This is a genomic window from Streptomyces sp. A012304, from assembly GCF_026008495.1.
Classification (GTDB): Bacteria; Actinomycetota; Actinomycetes; order Streptomycetales; family Streptomycetaceae; genus Streptomyces.
Genome location: NZ_BQUN01000004.1, coordinates 37,546 through 57,842, shown reverse-complemented (window position 1 = coordinate 57,842; position 20,297 = coordinate 37,546). Strand labels below are relative to the sequence as shown.

At 71.8% G+C, this 20,297-nt stretch carries 18 protein-coding genes; 11 read left to right on the top strand and 7 right to left on the bottom strand.

From position 1 onward, the window contains the following. The first annotated feature begins 23 nt into the window (after positions 1-23). Together ALMP_RS01870 and ALMP_RS01865 are read left to right on the top strand one after the other, a co-directional pair. Positions 24-443: a CBS domain-containing protein gene (locus ALMP_RS01870; RefSeq protein ID WP_264924183.1), complete on the top strand. Its 420-nt coding sequence runs from the start codon at positions 24-26 to the stop codon at positions 441-443. 54 nt (positions 444-497) lie between these two features. Further along, a complete protein-coding gene (locus ALMP_RS01865) occupies positions 498-2,036 on the top strand; it encodes an FAD-dependent oxidoreductase (RefSeq protein WP_264924182.1) in 1,539 nt (512 codons plus the stop codon). 7 nt (positions 2,037-2,043) lie between these two features. Here the strand turns inward: ALMP_RS01865 and ALMP_RS01860 are convergent, their stop codons facing one another. From ALMP_RS01860 to rhaI, 6 genes are all read right to left on the bottom strand, one after another. Beyond that, a complete protein-coding gene (locus tag ALMP_RS01860) occupies positions 2,044-2,685 on the bottom strand; it encodes an LUD domain-containing protein (RefSeq protein ID WP_264924181.1) in 642 nt (213 codons plus the stop codon). Continuing rightward, positions 2,682-4,160, bottom strand: coding sequence for a LutB/LldF family L-lactate oxidation iron-sulfur protein (locus ALMP_RS01855; RefSeq protein ID WP_264924180.1), 1,479 nt, complete (start codon positions 4,158-4,160; stop codon positions 2,682-2,684). Before ALMP_RS01855 ends, ALMP_RS01860 begins: the two co-directional genes overlap by 4 nt. Then, positions 4,157-4,912, bottom strand: a complete 756-nt coding sequence (locus tag ALMP_RS01850) for a (Fe-S)-binding protein (protein WP_264924179.1) — start codon at positions 4,910-4,912, stop codon at positions 4,157-4,159. Before ALMP_RS01850 ends, ALMP_RS01855 begins: the two co-directional genes overlap by 4 nt. 71 nt (positions 4,913-4,983) lie before the next feature. Further along, on the bottom strand, positions 4,984-6,435 hold the full coding sequence (locus ALMP_RS01845) for a rhamnulokinase family protein (RefSeq protein ID WP_264924212.1): 1,452 nt from the start codon (positions 6,433-6,435) through the stop codon (positions 4,984-4,986). 5 nt (positions 6,436-6,440) lie between these two features. Further along, positions 6,441-8,480, bottom strand: coding sequence for a bifunctional aldolase/short-chain dehydrogenase (locus tag ALMP_RS01840; RefSeq protein WP_264924178.1), 2,040 nt, complete (start codon positions 8,478-8,480; stop codon positions 6,441-6,443). A 138-nt stretch (positions 8,481-8,618) separates the two neighbouring features. Further along, positions 8,619-9,779, bottom strand: a complete 1,161-nt coding sequence (rhaI, locus tag ALMP_RS01835) for an L-rhamnose isomerase (protein WP_264924177.1) — start codon at positions 9,777-9,779, stop codon at positions 8,619-8,621. A gap of 314 nt (positions 9,780-10,093) precedes the next feature. Here rhaI and ALMP_RS01830 point away from each other — a divergent pair, with 314 nt between their 5' ends. The 9 genes from ALMP_RS01830 (at position 10,094) to ALMP_RS01790 (ending at position 19,877) form a co-directional block, all read left to right on the top strand. Then, positions 10,094-11,611, top strand: coding sequence for a sugar ABC transporter ATP-binding protein (locus ALMP_RS01830; protein ID WP_264924175.1), 1,518 nt, complete (start codon positions 10,094-10,096; stop codon positions 11,609-11,611). Further along, positions 11,608-12,648, top strand: coding sequence for an ABC transporter permease (locus tag ALMP_RS01825; protein WP_264924174.1), 1,041 nt, complete (start codon positions 11,608-11,610; stop codon positions 12,646-12,648). Before ALMP_RS01830 ends, ALMP_RS01825 begins: the two co-directional genes overlap by 4 nt. Then, the gene (locus ALMP_RS01820) at positions 12,641-13,642 is read left to right on the top strand and encodes an ABC transporter permease (protein ID WP_264924172.1); all 1,002 of its coding nucleotides are present in this window, start codon (positions 12,641-12,643) and stop codon (positions 13,640-13,642) included. The genes ALMP_RS01825 and ALMP_RS01820 overlap by 8 nt, the downstream gene beginning before the upstream one ends. 31 nt (positions 13,643-13,673) lie before the next feature. After that, the gene (gene rhaS, locus ALMP_RS01815; RefSeq protein WP_264924171.1) at positions 13,674-14,756 is read left to right on the top strand and encodes a rhamnose ABC transporter substrate-binding protein; all 1,083 of its coding nucleotides are present in this window, start codon (positions 13,674-13,676) and stop codon (positions 14,754-14,756) included. A 17-nt stretch (positions 14,757-14,773) separates the two neighbouring features. Beyond that, positions 14,774-15,094 carry an L-rhamnose mutarotase gene (locus ALMP_RS01810; RefSeq protein WP_073491415.1) on the top strand — a complete coding sequence of 107 codons (321 nt, stop codon included), beginning with the start codon at positions 14,774-14,776 and terminating at the stop codon, positions 15,092-15,094. A 72-nt stretch (positions 15,095-15,166) separates the two neighbouring features. Further along, positions 15,167-16,591, top strand: coding sequence for a BNR repeat-containing protein (locus ALMP_RS01805; protein ID WP_264924170.1), 1,425 nt, complete (start codon positions 15,167-15,169; stop codon positions 16,589-16,591). 79 nt (positions 16,592-16,670) lie between these two features. Beyond that, positions 16,671-17,690, top strand: coding sequence for a LacI family DNA-binding transcriptional regulator (locus ALMP_RS01800; protein WP_264924169.1), 1,020 nt, complete (start codon positions 16,671-16,673; stop codon positions 17,688-17,690). 104 nt (positions 17,691-17,794) lie between these two features. Beyond that, positions 17,795-19,096, top strand: coding sequence for an alpha/beta hydrolase (locus ALMP_RS01795; RefSeq protein ID WP_264924168.1), 1,302 nt, complete (start codon positions 17,795-17,797; stop codon positions 19,094-19,096). A gap of 37 nt (positions 19,097-19,133) precedes the next feature. Beyond that, positions 19,134-19,877, top strand: coding sequence for a PIG-L deacetylase family protein (locus tag ALMP_RS01790; RefSeq protein ID WP_264924167.1), 744 nt, complete (start codon positions 19,134-19,136; stop codon positions 19,875-19,877). Between the two features lie 61 nt (positions 19,878-19,938). On the opposite strand, the gene ALMP_RS01785 is transcribed toward ALMP_RS01790, so the two are convergent. After that, positions 19,939-20,139, bottom strand: a complete 201-nt coding sequence (locus tag ALMP_RS01785; protein WP_264924166.1) for a DUF5999 family protein — start codon at positions 20,137-20,139, stop codon at positions 19,939-19,941. Positions 20,140-20,297 lie beyond the last annotated feature (158 nt).

The window sequence follows — 20,297 nt, the reverse complement described above, 5'->3', positions numbered from 1 at the left end:
CGCCCACCGGAAGGAGGACAGCCGTGACTCAGCACGTGCGGGACATCATGACGGCCGAGCCCGTGACGGTGGAACCGCAGGCATCGGTGACGGCCGTGGCCCGGCTCATGCGCGACGAGAACATCGGAGCGGTCCTGGTCACGGACCACGACCGGCTGCGCGGCCTGGTCAGCGACCGCGACCTCGTGGTGCGCGCCCTCGCCGAGGGCGGGGACCCGGCGCAGACGACGGTGGCCACGGTGTGCAGCGACGACCTGGTCACCGTGGGCCCGGACGAGGATCTGGACCACGCCGTGCAGGTGATGCGCGAGCACGCGGTGCGCCGCGTCCCGGTCGTCGAGGAGGGCCGGCCGGTCGGCATCGTCTCCCTCGGAGACCTGGCCATCGAGCGCGATCCGGAGTCGGCGCTCGGAGACATCAGCGCCGCGGAGTCCAATCAGTAGACCGTGGGACCTGGCCGGCCGTGTGACCGGCCCGGTCGCGGGAACTCGGCCGCCATGAGCGAGCAGGCGCACATCCACGGGTCGTACTGGCTGGACACCGCACCGCCCGGTGACCCGGCGCCCCCGCCGGAGGGGCCGCTCCGCGTCGACGTCGCCGTCGTCGGCGCGGGCATCGCGGGACTCAGCACGGCCTGGGAGCTGGCCCGACGGGGCCGCTCGGTGGCGGTGTTGGAGGCGCACCGCGTCGCGGCCGGCGTCACCGGCCACACCACCGCCAAGGTGAGCGTCCAGCACACCCTGATCTACGACCACCTGCGGCGCACCCGCGGCCCGGAGGGGGCCCGGCTGTACGCGCTCTCCCAGACGGACGCCGTCCGCCACGCCAAGGAGGTCGCCGAGGAGCTGGGCGTCGACTGCGAGTGGGAGGAGACCGCCTCCTACACCTACGTCGAGGACCCCTCGCGGACCGACGTCCTCAAGGCCGAGGCGGAGGCGGCGCGGGAGGCCGGGCTGCCCGCCGAGTACGTGACCGAGACGGAACTGCCGTTCCCCGTCGCGGGCGCGGTCCGCGTCGCCGGCCAGGCCCAGTTCCACCCCCGCAAGTACCTGCTGGCCGTCGCCGACGGCATCCGGCGGCTCGGCGGCACGATCCACGAGAACACCCGCGTCACCGGACTCGACGAGGGCGACCCCTGCGAGCTGACCGTCGAGTCCGGCACGTCCGCCACGACCGTCACCGCCCAGGCCGTCGTCGTCGCCACCCACTACCCCGTCTTCGACCGGGCGTTGCTGTTCACCCGGCTCTCGCCGCGCCGGGAACTCGTGCTGGCCGCGCCGGTCGACGCCGCCACCGCCCCGCACGGCATGTACATCACGCAGGAGCAGAACACCCGCTCGGTGCGCACGGCTCCCCTGGACGACGGACGGCGCCTGCTCATCGTCACCGGGGAGCACTTCACGCCCGGCACCGGCGGGGACGTCGACGAACGCTTCGGCAGGCTCGCCGACTGGGCGGTCGAACGCTTCGGCAAGCTCGACTTCACCCACCGGTGGGCCACCCAGGACAACGACTCCACCGACTCCGTGCCGCTCGTCGGCGCCCTGCACCCCGGCAGCAGGAACACGTACGTGGCGACCGGGTTCGGCGGCTGGGGCATGAGCAGCGGCATCATGGCGGGCCGGCTGCTGAGCGAGCGGATCACCGGCCGCACCTGCCCCTGGAGCGACCTCTACGACCCCCGCCGTATCGCCTCCGTGGTCCGCGAGGGCGCGGCTTTCCTCAAGCACCAGGCCGACGTGGCCCGCCACTTCGTCGGCGACCGGCTGCCGACGGCGTCCGGACCCGCGGTGGACGAGATCGCCCCCGGCGACGGCGCGGTCGTCCGCGTCTCCGGGGAGCGCTGCGCCGTCCACCGCGACGAGGCCGGGCAACTGCACGCCCTGTCCGCGCGCTGCACCCACATGGGCTGCCTGGTGGCCTTCAACCGCGCCGAACGCGCCTGGGAGTGCCCGTGCCACGGCTCCCGGTTCGACGTCGAGGGGCGCGTCGTCCAGGGTCCGGCCCAGCGGCCCCTGGAGCGGCGCGACCTGTGAGGACGGCTCAGCCGACCAGGATCACCTCCAGGGTGCGCGGGCCGTGCACCCCTTCCACCCGGTCCAGTTCGATGTCGCTGGTGGCCGACGGCCCGGAGATCCACGTGAGCGGACGGGTGGGGTCCAGCCGTTCCAGGGCCTGCGGCACGGAGGACACGACCTGGTCGGGCACGCGCACGACGCAGATGTGGTGGTCGGGGACCAGGGTGACGCGGCGCCGCCCCTGGTCGGGCCCGCCGTCCAGCACGATCGTGCCGGTCTCCGCCACGGCCACGGCGCACGCGGTGACCACGCTGTCGACCCGGTCCAGCTCGTGCGGGGTGCTCTCGGCCCGGTCGGGGACCCGCGTGACCGGTGTCCCCGCGAGCCAGCCTTCCTCCAGGCCGACCGGCACCAGCACGGTCGCCGCCTCCCGCCGCGCCAGCAACTCGGCGATGAGCGAGGGCAGTTCGCCTTCGCCGCAGCGGTGCACCAGCGCCCGGTAGTCCGCGAGGTTCTCGGCGAGCAGCTCCACCCTCTCCTCGGCGTCGAGGGCACCGTGCTCGCGCAGGTAGGCGCGCGGCACCGCCTCCTCGTAGGGCGTGTCGTCCGGCGGTACGTCGGCCAGGGCGCGCCGCACCCGGCCGAGGATCCGATCCCTGCTGTTCACTCGACCTCGTCCTTTCCGCCGTTCGTGCGCTGCCACCAGTCGCGGAACGGCTCCGCGGGTACGGCCGGCAGATCACGGCTGCCGGTCCACGCCTTGCCGGGGCCCGGCAGCGTACGGGGATGCAGGCGCCGGGTGCGGGAGGCGAGCCGCTGGCCGGCGCGCAGGGCCCCGGGCCGGCCGAACGCCCAGCGGGCCGCGCGCATCGCGGCCCGTTCCGCGGCGTGCCCCTTGGCGGGCTTCAGCACCACCTTGTTGCCGTCCCGGGTCACCGGACCGCCCTCCACCACCCGCTCGCGCAGGTGCACCAGGACCTCCGGGATGTCGATGGCGACCGGGCACACCTCGTAGCAGGCGCCGCACAGCGACGAGGCGTAGGGCAGCGAGGCGTCGATCTCGCTCTGCGTGCCGCGCAGCTGCGGGCTGAGGATCGCGCCGATGGGCCCGGGGTAGACGGACCCGTAGGCGTGGCCGCCGGCCCGTTCGTAGACGGGGCACACGTTCAGGCAGGCGGAGCAGCGGATGCAGCGCAGGGCCTGGCGGCCGACCTCGTCGGCGAGGGTGTCGGTGCGGCCGTTGTCGAGCAGGACCAGGTGGAAGGTGCTCGGGCCGTCGCCGTCCGTGGTGCCGGTCCAGGTCGAGGTGTAGGGGTTCATGCGCTCGGCCGTGGACGAGCGGGGCAGGGTCTGGAGGAACACCTCCAGGTCCTGCCAGGTCGGCACGATCTTCTCGATGCCGACGACGGAGATCAGCGTCTCGGGGAGGGTCAGGCACATCCGGCCGTTGCCCTCGGACTCGACCACGACGAGGGTGCCGGTCTCCGCGACCATGAAATTGGCGCCGGAGATGCCGACCTTGGCCCGCAGGAACTTCTCCCGCAGGTGCAGGCGGGCGGCCTCCGCGAGTTCGGCGGGCGTGTCGGTGAGGCCCTCGGGGGCGGGGCGGCCCCACTCGCTCATCTCGCTCGCGAAGATGTCACGGATCTCGCCGCGGTTGCGGTGGATGGCCGGGACGAGGATGTGCGAGGGCCGGTCCTTGCCCAGTTGCACGATCAGCTCGGCCAGATCGGTCTCGTAGGCGCGGATGCCCTCCGCCTCCAGCGCCTCGTTGAGCCCGATCTCCTGCGTGGCCATGGACTTGACCTTCACGACCTCCGACTCGCCGGTCATCTTGACGAGGTGGGTCACGATCGCGTTGGCCTCGTCGGCGTCGGCCGCCCAGTGGACGATGCCGCCCGCGGCCGTCACCGACTCCTCCAACCGCAGCAGATAGCGGTCCAGGTGGCGGAGCGTGTGGTCCTTGATCCGCTTGCCCGCCTCGCGCAGCTCCGCCCAGTCCGACACCTCGGCGACGGCCTTCGCCCGCTTGCCGCGGATGGTGTGCGTGGCGTGCCGCAGATTGCCCCGCAGGGTCCGGTCACCGACCGCTTCGCGCGCGGCCTTCGGGAACGCCGGCATCCCGACGAACGTCCCGCTCATACGGTCGCGTCCTCCTCCGTGCTCGCCAGGATCTCCGCGATGTGCACCGGCCGCATGCCCACCGCGAGCCGGGTCATGGTGCCGCCGATGTGCATCAGGCACGAGTTGTCGGCCGCGCACAGCACGTCCGCTCCGGTCGAGGCGGCGTTGCGCACCTTGTCGGCGCCCATCGCCACCGAGACGTCGGAGTTCTTCAGCGCGAAGGTGCCGCCGAAGCCGCAGCACTCGTCGGCGCCGGGCAGCTCCACCAGCTCCAGCCCCTTGACGGCCTGGAGCAGCCGGCGCGGCCGGTCACCGAGCCCCAGCCCGCGCAGCCCGTGGCAGGTCGGGTGATAGGTCACCTTGTGCGGGTAATGGGCGCCGACGTCCGTCACGCCCAGCACGTCCACGAGGAACTCGGTCAGCTCGTAGGTCTTGGGGACCACGGGCGCCAGGGTGGCCGCGAGGGCGTTCCCGCGTCCCTCTGCCCGGGCCCGCTCACCCATCCGCGGATACAGCTCCCGCACCATCGCCCCGCATGACCCGGAGGGCGTGACGATCGCCTCGTACTCCCCGAAAACATCGGAGAAATGCCGGGCGAGGGGTTCGGCCTCATGACGGTAGCCGGTGTTGTAGTGAGCCTGTCCGCAGCAGGTCTGGGCCATCGGGAAATCGACCTCGACACCCAGCCTGGTCAGGAGTTTCACCACGGCACGGCCGGTTTCCGGATAGAGCGTGTCGTTGACACAGGTCAGGAACAGTGCGACACGCATCGCGGCTCCTCGGGGTAGGTCATCGGATGGGTGAAGCGTAGTCGGCGGGTGCCGTCGGGGCGAGCCCGGTCTCACCGCGTGGTGAGCCGGGCCTCCGCCGCGCGCCACGCACCGGTGTCGCCCTGCGGCTCGTACCGCGTCAGCGGCTGGGTGCGGGCCAGCAGCCGCCGCATGGCGGCGCGGTCGCCGACCAGCCCGTGCGCCCGGGCCTGGACCAGGATGTTGCCGAGGGCGGCCGCCTCGGTCGGGCCGGCCACCACCGGCAGCCCGCAGGCGTCGGCGGTGAGCTGGCACAGCAGGGCGTTGCGGGTGCCCCCGCCGACGATGTGCACCACGTCGACCGGGTGACCGGCCAGCCGCTGGGCCTCGTCGACCGCCCGGCGGTGGGCCAGGGCCAGCGAGTCGAGGATGCAGCGCGTGATCTCGCCGCGCGACTCGGGCACCGGCTGCCCCGAGACCCGGCAGGCCTCGGCGATCCGCTCGGGCATCCGGCCGGGCGCGAGGAAGGCGGCGTCGCCCGCGTCCACCACCGAGCGCAGCGCCGGGACGGCGGCGGCCTCGCGCAGCAGCCCGCCCAGGTCCGGGTCGCCCCAGGCCCGCACGCATTCCTGGAGCAGCCACAGGCCCATGATGTTGCGCAGGTAGCGGACCGAGCCGTCCAGGCCCAGCTCATTGGTGAAGTTGGCGGCGCGGCTGTCCTCGGTGAGCACGGGCGCGTCGAGCTCCAGGCCGGCCAGGGACCAGGTGCCGGTGCAGATGTAGGCGAAGCGCTCACCCGTCGCCGGGACGGCGGCGACCGCGGACGCGGTGTCGTGCGAGCCGACGGCCGTCACCGGCACCGGACCGGTCAGTCCCGTCTCCTCCAGCACCTCCGGCCGCAGCACACCGGCCGGATCCCCGGGCTGCCGCAGCGGGGCGAACAGCTTCAGGTCGATGCCCAGCCGCGAGGCGATGCCGTACGCCCAGTCACGCGTGCGCGGATCGATGAGCTGGGTGGTGGAGGCGTTGGTCAGCTCGGTGCCCTGCTCCCCGGTGAGCCAGTACGACAGCAGGTCGGGGACGAGCAGCAGCCGCCGGGCGTGGGCCAGCTGTGCCGAGGACGCCGCCGCCGTCAACTGGTAGAGCGTGTTGAACGGCGCGTACTGGAGTCCCGTCGCCGCGTACAGCTCGGCGGCCGGGACCGTGGCCCACACCTTCTCCGCGACGCCCTCGGTGCGGGCGTCGCGGTAGTGCACCGGGTTGCCCAGCAGGGCCCCGTCGGCATCCAGCAGGCCGTAGTCGACGGCCCAGCTGTCGATGCCGACGGAGTCGAGCCGTCCACCGCAGTGGGCGCCGGCCGCCCGCAGCCCCTGGAGGACGCCCGCGTACAGCCCGAGGACGTCCCAGCGCAGCCCCTCCGGGACCCGCACGGGCCGGTTGGGGAAGCGGTGCGCTTCCGTCAGCTCCAGCGAGTCCGGGGTCACGCGGCCGACCATCACCCGCCCACTGGAGGCGCCGAGGTCGACCGCCGCGTACGAGCGCACGGCCGTCACCGCAGGAAGGCGGCGGCGACGCCGGCGTCGACCGGGACGTGCAGCCCGGTGGTGTGGGTGAGCTCACCGCCGGTCAGCGCGAACACGGCGTTCGCCACGTGCTCGGGCAGCACCTCGCGCTTGAGGATGGTCCGCTGCGCGTAGAACTCGCCCAGCTTCTCCTCCTCCACCCCGTACACGGCCGCGCGCTGCGCGCCCCAGCCGCCCGCGAAGATCCCGGAGCCGCGCACGACCCCGTCCGGGTTGACGCCGTTGACGCGGATGCCGTGCTCGCCCAGCTCGGCGGCGAGCAGCCGCACCTGGTGCGCCTGGTCGGCCTTGGTGGCCGAGTAGGCGATGTTGTTCGGACCGGCGAAGACGGCGTTCTTCGAGGCGATGTAGACGATGTCGCCGCCCAGCCCCTGCGCGATCATCACCCGGGCCGCCTCGCGCGAGACCAGGAAGGACCCGCGGGCCATGATGTCGTGCTGGAGGTCCCAGTCCTTGGCCGAGGTCTCCAGCAGCGGCTTGGAGATGGAGATGCCGGCGTTGTTGACCACCAGGTCCACCCCGCCGAAGGCCAGCGCGGCCGCTTCGAACGCCGCCCCGATCTGCTCCTCGGACGTCACGTCGACGGTCACGGCGACGGCCTTGTCGGGACCGCCCAGCTCCTCGGCGACGGCGGCCGCGTTCTCCGCGTTCAGGTCCGCGACGACGACACAGGCGCCCTCGGCCACCAGGCGGTGCGCGATCGCCCTGCCGATCCCGCTGCCGGCGCCCGTCACCAGCGCCACCCGGGTGGCCAGCGGCTTCGGCTTCGGCATCCGCTGGAGCTTGGCCTCCTCCAGCGCCCAGTACTCGATGCGGAACTTCTCCGACTCCTCGATGGGCGCGTACGTCGAGACCGCCTCGGCGCCCCGCATGACGTTGATGGCGTTGACGTAGAACTCGCCGGCCACCCGCGCGGTCTGCTTGTCCTTGCCGAAGGAGAACATGCCCACGCCGGGGACCAGCACGATCGCCGGGTCGGCGCCGCGCATCGCGGGGGAGTCGGGCTCGGCGTGCCGCTGGTAGTAGGCGGCGTACTCCTCGCGGTAGGCGGCGTGCAGCTCCTTCAGCCGGGCGATCGCCTCCTCCAGCGGGGCGGTCGGCGGCAGGTCCAGGACCAGCGGCCGCACCTTGGTGCGCAGGAAGTGGTCGGGGCAGGAGGTGCCCAGTGCCGCCAGCCGCGGGTGCTCGGCGCGGGAGACGAAGTCCAGCACCACGTCCGCGTCGGTGAAGTGCCCGACCTGCGGCCTGTCCTGTGAGGCGACGGCCCGCACGTGGGGGGCGAGCGCGGCGGCCCGCTGCCGGCGCTCGGCGTCGGGCAGCGCCTCGTACCCCTCGAGGACGGGCCCGAAGGGCTCGGCCTTGCCCCGCTCGTCGAGGAACGCCTCGGCGGTGCGGATGATGTGCAGCGAGTTGCGCTCGCACTCCTCGGCGGTGTCACCCCAGGCGGTGATGCCGTGCCCGCCGAGGACGCAGCCGATGGCCTGAGGGTTGGCCTCCTTCACGGCCGCGATGTCCAGCCCCAGCTGGAACCCGGGCCGCCGCCACGGCACCCACACCACGCTGTCCCCGAAACACTCGGCGGTCAGCTTCTCCCCGTCGGCGGCGCAGGCGAGCGCGATGCCCGAGTCGGGGTGCAGGTGGTCCACATGGGCGGCGTCGACCAGCCCGTGCATCGCCGTGTCGATGGAGGGCGCGGCACCGCCCTTGCCGTGCAGGCAGTAGTCGAACGCGGCGACCATCTCGTCCTCGCGCTCGACCCCGGGGTAGACGTCGACGAGCGCCCGCAGCCGGTCCAGGCGCAGTACCGCCAGCCCCGCCTCGGTGAGCGTCCCGAGGTCCCCACCGGACCCCTTCACCCACATCAGCTCGACGTCACCACCGGTGACGGGATCGGTGTCGGAGCCCTTGGCGGAGGCGTTGCCGCCGGCGTAGTTGGTGTTGCGGGGGTCGGAACCCAGCCGATGGGACCGGGCGAGGAGAGCGGCGGCTTCGGGATGCGGTGCCATGAAGGTCAGTCCTTACTTATGAGAGAGCGTGAGTGCGTGCTGTGGGGCGCGGGGCTGTTTCGATGAGCGGCTCCGCCGCGTGGGCGCGACCAGCCACGAACGGCCCGCGGTCCGCGACGAACAGAACCCGGCGGACGCTCACGCCCCCCAGCCGGCCTGCTCGCCACCGACCCGTTCGGCGACGATCTTCTCGGCCCACCCGGACGCCCGGTACGCCGCGATCGGGTCGGGACCCAGCCCCATCTCCTCGCGCACCTCGCGCAGCAACGGACGCACGTCCGTGTTGTACGCGTCCATCAGCACCGCGTTCGCCTCCAGCACGTCCCCGGACGCCTGCGCGGCGGCCAGTGCCGACCGGTCGACCAGCAGCGCCTTGGCCGTGGCCTCCTGCACGTTCATCACGGACCGGATGATCGCCGGGATCTTCGCCTCGATGTTGTGGCACTGGTCGAGCATGAACGCGACGTCGGGGGTGAAACCGCCCCCGCGCACCACCTCGTACATGATCCGGAACAGCTGGAAGGGGTCGGCGGCGCCCACCATCAGGTCGTCGTCGGCGTAGAAGCGCGAGTTGAAGTCGAACCCGCCGAGCTTCTGTTCCCGCAGCAGCGTGGCGACGATGAACTCGATGTTGGTGCCGGGCGCGTGGTGCCCGGTGTCCACCACGACCTGCGCCTTCGGCCCGAGCTTGAGGCAGTGCGCGTAGGCGGTGCCCCAGTCCGGGACGTCCGTCGTGTAGAAGGCCGGCTCGAAGAACTTGTACTCCAGCAGCATCCGCTGGCCCTCGCCGAGCCGCTCGTACACCTCGGCCAGCCCCTCGGCCAGCCGGTCCTGCCGGGCGCGGATGTCGTCCTGGCCGGGATAGTTCGTCCCGTCGGCGAACCACAGCTTCAGGTCCGTCGAGCCGGTGGCGTCCATGATGTCGACGCACTCCAGCAGATGGTCGACGGCCTTGCGGCGGATCGCCGCGTCGGGGTGGCAGACGCTGCCCAGCTTGTAGTCGTCGTCCTGGAAGGTGTTGGAGTTGATGGCTCCCAGGCGCACACCCCGGTCCTCGGCGTGTTTCGCAAGTGCGGAGTAGTCCTCCACCTTGTCCCACGGGATGTGCAGGGCGACGGTCGGGGCCACGCCCGTGAAGGCGTGCACCTGGGCCGCGTCGTCCAGCTTCTCCTGCGGCGTGCGCGGTACGCCCTGCTGGGCGAACACCTTGAAGCGGGTCCCCGAGTTCCCGTACGCCCACGACGGCGTCTCGACGGCCTGTGTCTTCAGCGCGGCTTTCACCGCGGCGAGGTCGGTCACTTCGGGCTCCTGTGACATCGGTCCGGAGGCTTCCGGACGAGCTTCAAACGAGCTGTGGGCGAGCTCCTGAGGAGCTCTCGATGAAACGATTCAGAACGGGAAGCTATGAGCCCGCCGGGGGAGTGTCAAGCCCCCTGTCCTGGACCGTTCTCCGTGACCGACGCGTGACCTTCGATTATCGAAAACTTTTCGAGCTGTAGCCATTGACGTGACATGGCCGCCATGCCTAACGTCCCGGCCATCCAGTTGAAACCTTTCACGACGTCGTGACGGCCCCCGATGGGAAGTTCGCAGACGTCGTCGAGGAGCCACCCATGACCCACCCGTCCGACACGGGACCGGCCCCGGTGCTGGCGCTCACGGACGTCGCCAAGTCGTTCGGCGCCGTACGCGCCCTGCGGGGCGTCTCCCTGGAGCTGTTCCCCGGCGAGGTGCACGCCCTCGCCGGTGAGAACGGCGCGGGCAAGTCGACCCTCATCAAGACGCTCGCCGGGGTGCACCGACCGGACGCCGGCCAGGTGCTGCTCGACGGTGAGCCCGTCGTCTTCCACGGCCCCGGTGACGCACGCGACGCCGGCATCGCCGTCATCTACCAGGAGCCCACGCTCTTCCCGGACCTGTCGATCGCCGAGAACATCTTCATGGGCCGCCAGCCGCGCCGCGCCCTCGGCCGCATCGACCACAAGGCCACCCACCGGGCGACCGCCGCCCTGATGCAGCGCCTCGGCGTCGACCTCGACCCCGACCGCCCGGCACGCGGCCTGTCCATCGCCGACCAGCAGATCGTCGAGATCGCCAAGGCCCTCTCCTTCGACGCCCGCGTGCTCATCATGGACGAGCCGACCGCCGCCCTCACCGGCAGCGAGGTCGCCCGCCTCTTCGGTGTCGTGCGCACCCTGCGCGAACAGGGCGCGGCCGTCCTGTTCATCTCGCACCGGCTGGAGGAGATCTTCGAGATCTGCCAGCGGGTGACCACCCTGCGCGACGGCGCCTGGATCGCCAGCGAACCGCTGGCCGGCATGACCGAGGACGACCTGGTCCGCCGCATGGTCGGCCGCGACCTCGACGAGCTCTACCCCAAGCAGGACGTCACCCCGGGCGAGGTCGCCCTCAGCGTCCGCCGGCTGACCCGGGAGGGCGTCTTCACCGACGTCTCCTTCGAGGTCCGGCGCGGCGAGATCGTCGGACTGGCCGGACTGGTCGGCGCCGGGCGCACGGAGGTCGCCCGGGCGATCTTCGGCATCGACCGCTGGGACGCGGGCGAGGTGGAGATCGACGGGCGCAAGCTCACCAACGGCGCCCCCTCCACCGCGATGGCCGCCGGGCTGGCCCTGGTCCCCGAGGACCGGCGCGCCCAGGGCCTGGTGATGGACATGTCCATCGAGCGCAACATCGGCCTCACCGGCCTGCGGACCACCGTCAAGGCCGGCCTGATGGACCGGGACGCCGAGCGCAGCCGCTCCCTCGACTGGGCGGTCAAGCTCCAGGTGAAGTACGCCCGGATCGCCGACACCGTCAACACCCTGTCCGGCGGCAACCAGCAGAAGGTCGTCCTCGCCAAATGGCTGGCCACCGCCCCCAAGGTGCTCATCGTCGACGAGCCCACCCGGGGCATCGACGTCGGCACCAAGGCCGAGGTGCACCGCCTGCTGAGCCGGCTGGCCGCCGACGGGGTCGCCGTCCTGATGATCTCCTCCGACCTGCCCGAGGTCCTCGGCATGGCCGACCGCGTGCTGGTGATGCACGAGGGCCGGCTCACCGCCGAGATCCCCCGCTCCGACGCCACCGAGGAAACCGTGATGGCCGCCGCCACCGGGAGGGCCGCCGCATGACGGTGACCACCCCCAACCAAGCCCCCGCCGCCGAGGTTCCCCGGTCCAGCGGCACCCGGCTGGTCGACCGCGTCTTCAAGATGCGCGAACTCGCCATCCTGATCGTGTTCCTGGTGATGATCGCCGTCACCCAGGCCGGCAACAGCGAGTTCCTCTCCGAGCAGGGCATCAAGGACCTGCTGCTGAACGCGACCATCCTGGTCCTGGTCGCCACCGGCCAGTCCCTGGTGGTGATCACGAGGAACGTCGACCTGTCCGTCGGCTCCACCCTCGGCATCACCGCCTTCGCCGCCGGCGTCCACCTCCAGGACGGCGGCGACCCGGTCGTCGCGATCGCCCTGGCGGTGCTGCTCGGTATCGGCGTCGGCCTGCTCAACGGCCTGCTGGTGAGCCTCGGCCAGGTGCCGGCCCTCGTCGTCACCCTCGGCACGATGTACATCGTCCGCGGCGTCGACTCCATCTGGGTCGGCTCCCGGCAGATCACCGCGGCCGACCTGCCCGGCGGCTTCGTCGACTTCGGCTCCGACGGCATCTCCGCCGTGCCGTATCTCGCGCTGATCGCCCTCGCCGTGCTGATCGCCACCGCCTACTACCTCAAGCACTTCGGCAGCGGCCGCGAGCTGTACGCGCTCGGCTCCAACCCGGAGGCCTCCCGCCTCGCCGGCATCCCCGTCCGCAAGCGGATCCTGGTCGCCTACACCTTCTGCGGCGCCCTCGCGGGCCTGGCCGGGGCGATGTACCTGGCCCGCTTCGGCAACGTCGACTCCGGCACCGGCAACGGCTACGAACTCACCGTCGTCAGCGCGGTCGTCGTCGGCGGTGTGGTCTTCACCGGCGGCTCCGGCAGCGTCTACGGCGCGGCCCTCGGCGCGCTCCTGCTGACCTCCATCAACAGTGTGCTGCCCGCCCTCGGTGTCAGCTCCGTCTGGGTGCTCGCCATCAACGGCATCCTGCTCCTCCTCGCCATCGCCGTGGACCGCGTGGTCGCGCTGCGGGTGGCGTCGGCCCTGAAGAAGAGGAACGCCCGCCATGCCTGAGTCCGGATCCTTCGCGAGCCGCGCGGTCCGCTGGGACACGGTCGTCGGCGCCCTCCTGATCGTCCTGCTGCTGTTCTCCTTCACCTTCGTCGACGGCTTCGGCAACGCGCTGAACCTGTCCTTCCTGATCGGCAACACCCTGCCGATCGCGCTGATCGCGCTGCCGATGACCCTGCTGGTGGTCTCCGGGGAGATCGACCTGTCGGTCGCCTCCACGGCCGGCCTCTCCGGCGCCGTGATGGGCGCCCTGTGGAACCAGGGCCTGACCATCGAGGCGATCATCCCGATCTGCCTGCTGCTGGGCGTCGTGTGCGGTCTGATCAACGGCCTGCTGGTGACCCGGCTCGGACTGCCGTCCCTCGCCGTCACCATCGGCACCCTCGCCGCCTACCGGGGCATCGCGCAGATCGTGCTCGGCTCCGACGCGGTGACCGACTTCCCCAGCCAGTACCTGGACTTCGCGGCCGGCCGCATCGGCGACAGCTTCGTCCCGCAGGCCTTCCTGCCCTTCGTGGTCCTGCTCGCGATCGCCGTGGTCGCCCTGCACGCCACCCCGTTCGGCCGGTCGCTGTTCGCGATCGGCGCCAGCGAGGAGGCCGCCCGCTTCGCCGGCATCCGCGTCAAGCGGCAGAAGCTGCTGCTGTTCGTCCTGACCGGCCTGATGGCCTCCCTCACCGGCGTCTTCTGGGCGCTGCACTACGCCAGCGCCCGCTACGACAACGCCACCGGGCTCGAACTCTCCGTCATCGCCGCGGTGCTGCTCGGCGGCATCGACTTCGACGGCGGCAAGGGCACGCTCGGCGGCGCGATCGCGGGAGTCTTCCTCCTCGGAGCGCTGCAGAACGTGATGAGCCTCCAGGACGTCTCCGCCCAGTCGCAGATCGTCGTCACCGGCGTCCTGCTCGTCGTCTCCGTGCTCGGCCCCCGGGTCGCACGCCAGATCTCCGTCGCGAGGGCGGGCCGTAGAGCCGCCGCCTCGACCCCGACGGCCTGAAACCCCGCTCACCCCTCATAAAGGACCCGCCATGCGCAAGTCATCCCTCCGTCGTGCCTGCGCGGCCCTCGCCGCCGTCACCTCCCTCGCCCTCGCCGCCACCGCCTGCGGCGGCACCACCAAGGAGGACGTGAAGAACGAGAGCACCGGCGCGGCCGCCTCCGGCGGCAAGGCCGACCCCAACGCGGCCACCAAGAAGGGCCTGACCGTCGGCTTCCTGCCCAAGCAGGTCAACAACCCCTACTTCACCACCGCCGACAAGGGCGGCGAGGCGGCCCTGAAGGAGCTGGGCTCCAGCTACAAGGAGGTCGGCCCCTCCAGCGCCACCGACACCTCCGGCCAGGTGAGCTACGTCAACACCCTCACCCAGCAGCAGGTCGACGCGATGGCCGTCTCCGCGCAGGACCCGGGCGCCCTGTGCACCGCGCTCAAGCAGGCCATGAGCAACGACATCAAGGTCGTCACCTACGACTCCGACACCAACCCGGAGTGCCGCAACGCCTTCGTCTCGCAGGCCTCCGCCGAGGACCTCGGCCGCACCGAGGTGCAGCTGCTCGCCGAGCAGATCGGCTACAAGGGCGAGATCGCGATCCTGTCCGCCGCGCAGACCGCGACGAACCAGAACATCTGGATCGACTTCATGAAGGACGAGCTGAAGGACCCCAAGTACAAGGACATCAAGCTCGTCAAGGTCGCGTACGGCAACGACGACGCCCAGCAGTCCTTCCAGCAGACCCAGGGCCTGCTCCAGGAGTACCCGAACCTGAAGGGGATCATCTCCCCGACCACCGTCGGCATCAAGGCCGCCGCCCAGTACCTGTCCGGCTCGAAGTACAAGGGCAAGGTCAAGCTGACCGGCCTCGGCACCCCCAACGACATGCGCAAGTACGTCAAGAACGGCACCGTCGACGCCTTCGAGCTGTGGGACCCGGCGAAGCTCGGCGCCCTGGCCGCGCAGACCGCCGTCGCCCTGGTCTCCGGCCAGATCACCGGCAAGGAGGGCGAGACCTTCAAGGCGGGCGGCACCACCTACACCATCGGCAAGGACGGCGTGATCAGCCTCGGCAAGCCGACCGTGTTCGACGCCAAGAACATCGACCAGTTCAACTTCTGATCCCTGGAGGGGTGTTGATGCAGCGCGTGTGCTTCCTGCTGAAGGTCCGGGCCGACCGCCTCGACGAGTACCGCGAGCGGCACGCCGCCGTCTGGCCGGAGATGCTGGAGGCGCTCTCGGCCACCGGCTGGCACAACTACTCGCTCTTCCTGCGCGAGGACGGCCTGCTCGTCGGCTACCTGGAGACGGAGGACTTCGCCGCCGCCCAGGCCGGCATGGAAGCCACCGAGGTCAACGCCCGCTGGCAGGCGGAGATGGCGCCGTTCTTCGAGTCGCTGGACGGCGCCCGGCCCGACGAGGCCATGAAACCCCTCACCGAGGTGTTCCACCTCGCCTGACCCCCATGCGTCACCCCCACCCCCACGCCCGTCCCCCTCCCTCACCTCGTTCCGACAACGGAGTCCCCCGAGATGAAACGACGTACCCTGCTGGGCGCCGCCCTCACCAGTGCCCTGGTTTCCCCCGCCCTCGCGTCCGGCACCGCCCGCGCCGCCGACCCCGGCCCGTCCGTCACCCGGACCGGCACCACGACGCTCGACAGCCAGGCGATCTTCTTCGTCTCCTACGACGGCCTGGTCAACAACAACTCGTTCCAGAAGAACGGCCTGCTGACCTACAAGGGCTACCAGTACGCCGTCTGGTACACCGCCGACCGCAACGCCGTCGTCGGCCGCCGCGTCCTCGGCGGCACCACCTGGTCCACCGTCAAGGTCGGCCACACCCTGCGGTACAACGACTCCCACAACGTCATCTCCATGGGCGTCTCCAAGATCGACGGCCGTCTCCACCTCAACATGGACTCCCACAGCGACGGCTTCACCTACGTCAAGTCGGTCGCCGGGCTCATGGACGACCCGGCCGGCCTGAGCTGGACCACGAGCCGCTTCGGCGCACCCCAGTCGACGCTCGACGGACTCGCCCTCACCTCGCAGTTCACCTACCCGCAGTTCATCTCGACGCCCGACGGCAAGCTCCAGCTCAGCTACCGGGTCGGCATCTCCGGCAACGGCCGCAACGCCCTCGCCGAGTACAACGGCACCTCCTGGACCAACCTCGGCGAGTGGACCAGCTCCACCGGCACCTACAGCAGCGAGCACGGCTCCAGCACGGCCCGCAACATGTACCTGCACGGCATCGACTACGACAGGAACGGCCGGCTGCACTCCTTCTTCACCTGGCGCGAGCAGAACGGCGCCGTGATGTGCTCCGGCGGCGGCATCACCAACCACGACACCGGCTACGTCTACTCCGACGACCGCGGCCGCACCTGGCGCAACAACGCCGGCACCGTCGTCGGCACCACCGGCGGCTCCGACCGGGTCTCCGTGACCGACGCCGGCCTGGTGGTGGACCCGCTCAACCCGGACCACTCCCTGATGAACCAGGAGAGCCAGTTCACCGACTCCACCGGCCTCCCGCACGCCATCATCAGCTATGTCCCCGGCCGCTTCGGCCAGTGCACGACGAGCTACGTCGCCGACCGCACCGCCAACGGGCGCGCCTTCCACGTCCGCAAGAACGCCTCGGGCGCCTGGCAGAAGACGGAGATCCCCGTCCCGCTGAGCTCCAGCCAGCGCACCAAGCTGATCCTGGACAAGTACGACAACGCCTACGCGATCTTCCCCTTCGGCCGGATCGCCGGCGCGTCGAAGGCCTCCGGCCACACCGACTGGAAGCTGCTCTTCGACGGCAGCGGCCTCAACGCCTTCGGCGAGGTCGTCATCGACGAGACACGTGTCGCGCAGGACAACGTCCTGTCCGTCATGTACCAGGAGAAGTCGACCGGGACGACCCCCTCGGCGCTCCACGTCGTCGACTTCCGGCTGCCCGCCTGACCGGTCTGGAGTGCGGCGGGATGACGGTAATGTGAAGGCCTCGCCCGCCGCCCCTCGTTCACCTGGAGGTCCTCGCCTGATGGCCCAGTCGGTGGGTATCAAGGACGTCGCCCGTGCCGCCGGAGTCTCCGTCGGCACGGTGTCCAACGTCATCAACCGCCCGGACACCGTCGCCACGGAGACCCGGGCCCGCGTGCTGTCCGCCATAGACCGGCTCGGTTACGTCCGCAGCGAGTCGGCACGCCAACTGCGCGCGGGCCGCAGCCGGATCATGGGGCTGCTCGTCCTCGACATGGGCAACCCCTTCTTCGTGGACGTCGCCCGGGGCGCCGAGCGGGCGGCCCGTGACGCCGGGCTCGGCGTGATGGTCTGCAACAGCGCCGAGAGCGTCGGTGAGGAGGCCGAGTACCTCGCCCTCTTCGCCGAGCAGCGGGTGCGCGGCGTGCTGCTCACCCCGGCCGACGCGACCGGCCGCAACATCGACTCCTTCCGCCGGCACGGCATCCCCTTCGTGCTGGTCGACCGGGTCGCCGAGGGCACCAGCGAGTGCTCCGTCTCCGTCGACGACGTGGCCGGCGGCGCCCTCGCCGTACGCCATCTGGTCGACGCCGGACACCGCTCGATCGCCTATGTCAGCGGCCCGCCCGGCTTCACCCAGGTCCGCGACCGCCGCACCGGCGCCCTGAACGCCCTCGCGGAGGCGGGCCTCGGCCCCGACGCGCTGCGCGAGCTGCCCACCGAGCGGCTCGACGTGGCCGCCGGCCGGGACGCCGGTGCCCGCCTGCTCGGCCTCGCCGACCGCCCCACCGCCGTGTTCTGCGCCAACGACCTGCTCGCCCTCGGCGTCCTTCAGGCCATGTACGCGGCCGGCGTCACCGTCCCCGACGACCTCGCGATCGTCGGCTACGACGACATCGAGTTCGCCGCCGCCGCGGCCGTCCCCCTCACCTCGGTGCGCCAGCCCGCCGTGACCATGGGGGCCCTCGCCGCCGAACTGCTGCTGGAGGAGACGGAGGAGAACGCGGGCCGGCACGAACACCGCAGGGTGGTGCTCCAGCCGGAGCTGGTGGTGCGGCGCTCCAGCCTGTCGGCGCGCTGATCCCGCCTTCGGCGGCGTCCGTCACGCTCGGGCTCCGCGGCCGGCTGCCCGACCTGTGCTGAACTGGGACGCGGCCCGCGCACCGACCGCCCCCGGGAGCCCCGTTGTCCCTCAGCTACCGCCAGCCCGGCGTCGTCCTCACCGACCGCCGCTTCACCGTGCCCCTCGACCACGCCGACCCGTCCGGGGAGACGATCGAGCTGTACGCCCGTGAGGTCGTCGCGAGCGACAAGGCCGGCCAGGACCTGCCGTGGCTGCTCTACCTCCAGGGTGGCCCCGGTTTCGGCGCCAACCGGTTCGTCGGCCGGCAGGCCTGGCTGGGCCGCGCCCTGAAGGAGTACCGGGTGCTGCTGCTCGACCAGCGCGGCACCGGCCACTCCACACCCGACAACCGGCAGACACTCCCGCTGCGCGGCGGCCCCGCCGAGCAGGCCGACCACCTCACCCGCTTCCGCGCCGACTCCATCGTCCGCGACTGCGAGCTGGCGCGCCGCCAGGTCACCGGCGGCGCCCCCTGGACCGTCCTCGGCCAGAGCTTCGGCGGCTTCTGCACGGTCACCTACCTCTCCCTGGCCCCCGAGGGCCTGGCCGCCGCCGTGATCACCGGCGGCCTGCCCTCCCTGGACGCCCACGCCGACGACGTCTACCGCGCCGCCTACCCGCGCATGGAACGCAAGACCGCCGCGCACTACGCCCGTTACCCCCAGGACGTCGAACGCGCCCGCCGGATCGCCGACCACCTGCTCCAGCACGAGGTGACCCTGCCGAACGGCTACCGCCTGACCGTGGAGGCCTTCCAGAGCCTCGGCATCCTCCTCGGCGGCAGCGAGGGCAGCCACCGGCTGCACCACCTCCTGGAGGACGCCTTCGTCCCCACCCCGCGCGGCCCGGCGCTCTCCGACGCCTTCCAGGAGCAGATCCAGGGCCACCTCTCGTACGCCGGACACCCCCTGTACGCCCTCGTCCACGAGGCGATCTACGCCCAGGACGCCCGGCCCACCGCCTGGTCGGCCGAGCGGGTGCGCGCCGAGTTCCCCTCGTTCGACGCGGCCAGAGCGCTCACCGGCGACGGACCGCTGCCGCTGACCGGCGAGACCGTCCACCCCTGGACGTTCGACTGCGACCCGGCACTGCGCCCGCTGCGCGAGACCGCCCACCTGCTGGCCGCCCGCACCGACTGGACGCCCCTGTACGACCCCGCCCGCCTCGCCGCCAACGAGGTCCCGGTCGCGGCGGCGATCTACCACGACGACCTGTACGTCGACACCGCCCACTCCCTGCGCACCGCCCGCGCCGTCCGCGGCCTGCGCACCTGGGTCACCGACGAGTACGAACACGACGGGCTGCGCGCCGCCGGGCCCCGGGTCCTGGACCGGCTGCTGGCGCTGACCCGAGACGAGGCCTGAGCCGGTGCGGGGGAGGGGCGACGACTAGTCTGCGGGCATGACCGAGCCGACGCTTCCTCAGCTCACCCCCATGCCGGAGGACTGGCGGCGCGCCCTCGCCGTCGTCGCCCATCCCGATGACCTGGAGTACGGCTGTTCCGCGGCCGTCGCCGCCTGGACCGACGCCGGCCGGGAGATCGCCTATGTGCTGGCGACCCGCGGCGAGGCGGGCATCGACACGATCCCGCCCGCCGAGTGCGGACCGCTGCGCGAGCGCGAACAGCGGGCGAGCGCCGCCGTCGTCGGCGTCTCCACCGTGGAGTTCCTCGACCACCGGGACGGCGTGATCGAGTACGGCACCGCCCTGCGCCGGGACATCGCCGCCGCGATCCGCCGTCACCGCCCCGAACTCGTCATCACCCTCAACCACCGCGACACCTGGGACGGCGTCGCCTGGAACACGCCCGACCACGTGGCCGTCGGCCGCGCCACGCTGGACGCGGCCGGGGACGCCGGCAACCGCTGGATCTTCCCGGAACTCGCCGAGCAGGGGCTCGAACCCTGGAACGGGGTGCGGTGGGTCGCCGTCGCCGGATCGGCCACCCCCACCCACGCCGTGGACGCGACGGCCGGCCTGGAGCGCGCGGTGGCCTCGCTGCTGGAACACCGCGCGTACATCGAGGCGTTGACCGACGAGGAACCCGAGGCCTACGCGCGCAGCTTCCTGACCGGGGCGGCCCGGTCGGTGGGGGAGCGGTTCGGCGGCCGGCCCGCCGTGGCGTTCGAACTGTTCGGCCGCTAGGGACACCGGACGGCCCGACCGGGCCCGCGCGGACGAGACAGCGCGGATCGGACGACGTGGATCAGACGGCGACGGCGGGTGGGCCTGGGGCCCGGTGGGGGTCCACCACCCGTCCGTCCGGCAGGAGTTCACCGGTGTCGTCGAAGACGACGGTCCCGTCGCACAGCAGGCTCCACCCCTGTTCGGGGTGGGCCGTGACGACGACGGCCGTGTGACCGTCGGCGCTTTCCGTGGTCGGGCACGGGGGCTGGTGACTGCACATGTGGCACTCCTCGGTCCGTCGGCTCGTGGCCGCTGCCGGCTCCTGACTCCGTGATAGCCGACGTTGTTTTCCGTTGGATGAGAGGACCCCCACAGGAGCGGAAACTCAGCGGTGAGTTTTTCTCCCGGACGGGGACCACTGGGATGTCCGCGCCGTGA

Excerpts from the sequence above, each read along its gene's own strand:
- ALMP_RS01800 (WP_264924169.1), top strand. The coding sequence starts at position 16,671 with ATGGCCCAGTCGGTGGGTATCAAGGACGTCGCCCGTGCCGCCGGAGTC.
- ALMP_RS01840 (WP_264924178.1), bottom strand. The coding sequence starts at position 8,480 with ATGGCACCGCATCCCGAAGCCGCCGCTCTCCTCGCCCGGTCCCATCGG.
- ALMP_RS01865 (WP_264924182.1), top strand. The coding sequence starts at position 498 with ATGAGCGAGCAGGCGCACATCCACGGGTCGTACTGGCTGGACACCGCA.
- rhaS (WP_264924171.1), top strand. The coding sequence starts at position 13,674 with ATGCGCAAGTCATCCCTCCGTCGTGCCTGCGCGGCCCTCGCCGCCGTC.
- ALMP_RS01855 (WP_264924180.1), bottom strand. The coding sequence starts at position 4,160 with ATGAGCGGGACGTTCGTCGGGATGCCGGCGTTCCCGAAGGCCGCGCGC.
- ALMP_RS01820 (WP_264924172.1), top strand. The coding sequence starts at position 12,641 with ATGCCTGAGTCCGGATCCTTCGCGAGCCGCGCGGTCCGCTGGGACACG.
- ALMP_RS01805 (WP_264924170.1), top strand. The coding sequence starts at position 15,167 with ATGAAACGACGTACCCTGCTGGGCGCCGCCCTCACCAGTGCCCTGGTT.
- ALMP_RS01830 (WP_264924175.1), top strand. The coding sequence starts at position 10,094 with ATGACCCACCCGTCCGACACGGGACCGGCCCCGGTGCTGGCGCTCACG.
- ALMP_RS01785 (WP_264924166.1), bottom strand. The coding sequence starts at position 20,139 with ATGTGCAGTCACCAGCCCCCGTGCCCGACCACGGAAAGCGCCGACGGT.
- ALMP_RS01850 (WP_264924179.1), bottom strand. The coding sequence starts at position 4,912 with ATGCGTGTCGCACTGTTCCTGACCTGTGTCAACGACACGCTCTATCCG.
- ALMP_RS01825 (WP_264924174.1), top strand. The coding sequence starts at position 11,608 with ATGACGGTGACCACCCCCAACCAAGCCCCCGCCGCCGAGGTTCCCCGG.
- ALMP_RS01790 (WP_264924167.1), top strand. The coding sequence starts at position 19,134 with ATGACCGAGCCGACGCTTCCTCAGCTCACCCCCATGCCGGAGGACTGG.
- ALMP_RS01810 (WP_073491415.1), top strand. The coding sequence starts at position 14,774 with ATGCAGCGCGTGTGCTTCCTGCTGAAGGTCCGGGCCGACCGCCTCGAC.